Genomic DNA, 4,120 nt, shown 5'->3' on the forward strand with positions numbered 1-4,120 from the left:
CGGCGGGTCACAGCAGCGATCAGTAACGATCAAGCACATCAGGGGGTCAGAATTCAGGCGACGTCAGAGGGTCAAGATTCAGCCGTCGTTGACAACTTTGAGAGAACCGCCCTCCGACCAGGGATTTAGCGTCCTCCAACGTCCGTGCGAGTTCCCCTGCGTTGTCACGCGGTTAGGGCACGCAAGACCCCGACCGCGTGTGCGGGGGCACGTGAGGATCTGCCCGCCCCACCTGACGGCCTTGGGACCGTTCCCCGCGCCGGGGAGCGCCTGACGCGTCGGTCAGCACCACGGCGAGGGTGAAGGTCCGTACCGGGGTGCCGAGAGCCGTCGTGTTCCGCCGTGGCCAAACGCGACCCGGCTACGTTCGGCCCTGCCGTACCAGAGAACCGCTGAACGCCCCGGTGACTGTTCCGAGGATGTTGTAGTTCGCCTGGATCTCCATTCTTGCCTGACCGGTCAGCCGGACACTCATTGTCAGATCCGCCAGGCAGGTCTGCCCCGATGGCGCGTTGGCCGGGGCGCCGGTGGTTCCGGCCTTCAGAACAAGGTGGTCGCCGTTGACCTCGGCGAGCTGCCAGCTACGTGAGCAGCCGGCCTCCTGACCCCAGTCGACGGCACGCTGGTCCGCGACGGTGTCGCCGATACTGCCCTGCCTTATCGTTATCTCGTCAGTTCCCGCCCCTTTTCCCTCCCTGGTGGGGTCGGGAAAGGTCATCGTGACCTGCCCCCTCCAGGTGCCGAGATACTGCTCCGGCACAGCGCTGCTCCTGTCGCCGCTCTGGGGGAGCAGCCACGCCAGCAGGCTCACCACGAGCGCCAGCACGCCGGTGATCGCGGCGATGACCCCTGCACGCTCACCCACGTTCTGGCCCAGGAAAAGGGACCAGGAGACGCGCTTCCTTTTTCCGGAAGGGGTGTCACCGGAGGGAGGTGTCTCGGAGGCCTCGCCTGTTTCGGAGAGGCCTGTTCGCTCATTCTGGAGCGGAGGTACGAACCCGGCGGGGTCAGGATCCGTGGAAACCTCCGGAGCGCTGTCGTTTCCGTCTGCCTGGTCAGCGGACTCGCATAACTCTTCCTTGCGGGATTCACTGGACTCTCTCGGTCCGGATTCCGGCATATCCGTTTCCAGCTTTCAATAGATGACGCTTCCCAGGTTTATCGAACACCTACCGGCGTTGCCCTGTCAGTACGTTGATCGGGTCCAGTGGTCGGCGACGAACAGGGCGGCGTCGGGGGGATCCCGGTCCTGACGCCGCCCACCCCGTCAGCTCCCGAGGTCCATTCACGTGGCCGTACAGGCCCGACGCCCGGGTCACAGGGGTCACACCCGGCCGCGACCCCCTCGACCAGCGCGAACAGAGAGGGTGCGACCGACGGGCGGGTCACGCCCCTCCTGAAGGCCTTCACCCCTGTTCCTCCAGGGGGTCACGGGGGTCACACCCCCAACCCGGCCCGAGGGGACCGCCGGGACCCGGGTGTGAGAGTCCAACAGGGGGTCGGACAAAGGGGGAGCCAGTCCGTCCGCACGGTTTCGTACCAGGTGGCCATCGCCGCCTTCGCCCGCCAAGAGGAGATCACGGCCGCGCGGCACCGAACTGGTATACCTGCTTGTCGGTATAGTTGCGATTTGTCGGTATCCCGTGAGGGGAGACAGGGGGATCTTCCTGATGGGCAGCCGCTTCGGCCCGGTAGCAAAGCTCAGCGGTTCGTGGGCAGCCGCGCTCGTGGCGGGTCTGGCACTCGGTGTTGTCACCAACCTGGCCCAGGGCTGGCTTCCGGGCGCCTGGAACCAGGTCGCCAACTCCGGTGCCGTCTGGTGTGTCCCGGCGTTCGTCGTCGGCGCCCTGCTTGCCGGTTGGGCGTCAGCGTGGTCGGCTGCCGTCGCCGGCCTGTGTGCCTCGATCGGTCTGGTCGTCGGGTATTACGGGTACGCGGAGTTCGGCCGTGACGGCATGGGCAGCCTCACCTATCCGCTGATCTGGCTCGCGATGGCGGTCGTCAGCGGCCCGTTGTTCGGCGTGGCCGGGCTGTGGTGGCGGAACGGACGTACCGTACGTCACCGTGTCATCGGCCTCGCCGCGCTGGGAGGCGTCTTCGGGATGGAGAGCATCATGTATGCCTTCGTCCTGCACTACGCCCCGCAGGCATGGGCCTGCCTGGCCGTCCTCGTCCTCGCACCGCTGTTGATGGCACGTCGGCGAGAGCGGACGCCGACCCTGCTGACGGCCCTGGCCCTCGCGGCACTGGCGTACCTGGTCATCGAATTGCCACTTCAATACGTGACGGCGTGAAGTGAATCGTGGACACGGTAAGCCAGGTCATGTCAGCCGACCACGGCTTCACTGAGTCAGTCCCCTCATCCCTGTTCGGACACCGCTCAGGCGACTCCACCAACGTCCACCGGGCCCCCTCGCGAGCTACGGCACGGCTTCGTCTCGCCGCTGTCAGACCCCGGTGTCCCCCTGGAGGAGATCTCTCGCCTGGTGGGCCACAGCGGCACGGCCGTCACGGAACGGGTCTACCACAAGCGGATCCGCCGGTTCTCCAGAGTGATGGCCATGAACCGCGTCTTTGGGACCTGATCGGAAACGGTGGTCACGCGGAAAACAGAAGGGCCGCCATCCGAAGATCGGAAAGCGGCCTTTTCGCTGGCCAGAAAAGTGGGGCTACCAGGACTTGAACCTGGGACCTCTTCCTTATCAGGGAATCACAAACGCTCTGGACCTTGAGAGAACCCCCCTCCAACCAGGGGCGTAGCGTCCTCCAGTGTCCGCAGGCGTCCGGGACGGTTCCCCGGCGTTGTCGCGCAGTTAGGCACGCAGAATCCCGCCAACACCATCGATGCCCATCCCCGAGGGCGCGGGGAGCACCCGGTCAGGTTCGAAGAGTTGGACCACAACCCGGGAACATCCCCGCGTGCGCGGGGAGCACTTCACCAAACACGGGAGCTTCGCGGCCAAGGAGGGACCATCCCCGCGTGCGCGGGGAGCACACAATGCCCCCTCAGTGCCTTGGGTCAGGACAGGGACCATCCCCGCGTGCGCGGGGAGCACGCCTGGATGACGCGGATCAGCGTCTGTTCAGCCGGACCATCCCCGCGTGCGCGGGGAGCACCGTCGTACAGGTCGCACACCAGGCGGGCGGTCGGGACCATCCCCGCGTGCGCGGGGAGCACCCCGGCGGCCCCGGCGCCCTGTTCAAGGCGCTGGGACCATCCCCGCGTGCGCGGGGAGCACCGGAGCTTCTGTTGACGCGTCCACTCCTCGGTGGGACCATCCCCGCGTGCGCGGGGAGCACCCTCGCCGACCTGCGGGGTTGTCGGCGGGAAGGGCGGAAATTCATCACTTCCATCGACTTGGACATTTAGGACACATCATGAAGTTCGCCAGGACGACATTAACCACAAGCTAGCGTGCGATAAAGCGAAATACCCCCTGAAGCACAAACCCAGAACGGATGCTCCATCCACCTCACAACCCCAGCCCCTCATCATCCAGAACCACCAGATCCCCTTTGTGTTCATCTGTCTTCAATGACCAATACATCCATAATGTCCAAGTCGATGGAAGTGATGAATTTCCGCCCTTCCCGCCGACAACCCCGCAGGTCGGCGAGGGTGCTCCCCGCGCACGCGGGGATGGTCCCATGTTCGCCGAGCTGATCGATGACTGGTGGACGTGCTCCCCGCGCACGCGGGGATGGTCCTGGCTAAAAAGCTCACGTCAGCAGAATTAATTGGTGCTCCCCGCGCACGCGGGGATGGTCCCTCGTCGCGGCCGACCGGGACACGCTTCCAGTCGTGCTCCCCGCGCACGCGGGGATGGTCCCACCGGCTTCCGCAGCAAGGACACGGAGCCTCTGTGCTCCCCGCGCACGCGGGGATGGTCCCGGCATTTCCGGGCGCACGGCTACCGGCCGGTGGTGCTCCCCGCGCACGCGGGGGTGGTTCCTATGCGTCGACGACGGCCAGTCCCGCAGGCCGTGCTTCTCGCGGGTACGGCTGCGCGTGGGATGCACGCCCGAATGTTTTTGATCTTCCTGCCAGGGGTGCCACACCGGGTGCCACGGTCCGGGCTGGAGGGGTGCCACGGGGGTGCCAGCCCCCTGCCACAGGGGT

2 protein-coding genes, 1 tRNA gene and 1 CRISPR repeat array are annotated in these 4,120 nt (G+C 66.2%); of the genes, 1 reads left to right on the forward strand and 2 read right to left on the reverse strand.

Annotated features, from left to right (window positions below):
- Positions 1-361: 361 nt before the first annotated feature.
- A complete protein-coding gene (locus ABZ463_RS41530; protein WP_362785714.1) occupies positions 362-865 on the reverse strand; it encodes a hypothetical protein in 504 nt (167 codons plus the stop codon).
- An 805-nt stretch (positions 866-1,670) separates the two neighbouring features.
- Between ABZ463_RS41530 and ABZ463_RS41535 the strand changes: the two genes are divergently transcribed.
- Complete coding sequence (locus ABZ463_RS41535) at positions 1,671-2,294, forward strand: DUF6518 family protein (RefSeq protein ID WP_362785717.1); 624 nt, start codon at positions 1,671-1,673, stop codon at positions 2,292-2,294.
- A 370-nt stretch (positions 2,295-2,664) separates the two neighbouring features.
- Here ABZ463_RS41535 and ABZ463_RS41540 read toward each other — a convergent pair.
- Positions 2,665-2,741: transfer RNA gene (locus ABZ463_RS41540), tRNA-Ile, on the reverse strand.
- 103 nt (positions 2,742-2,844) lie between these two features.
- A CRISPR array of direct repeats spans positions 2,845-3,300; the repeat unit is 29 nt; unit sequence GGGACCATCCCCGCGTGCGCGGGGAGCAC.
- Positions 3,301-4,120: the final 820 nt, after the last annotated feature.

The sequence above is a fragment of the Streptosporangium sp. NPDC020145 genome (genome assembly GCF_040631275.1).
GTDB lineage: Bacteria > Actinomycetota > Actinomycetes > Streptosporangiales > Streptosporangiaceae > Streptosporangium.

Coding starts and splice junctions, on each gene's coding strand:
- ABZ463_RS41535 (WP_362785717.1), top strand. CDS start 1,671: ATGGGCAGCCGCTTCGGCCCGGTAGCAAAGCTCAGCGGTTCGTGGGCA.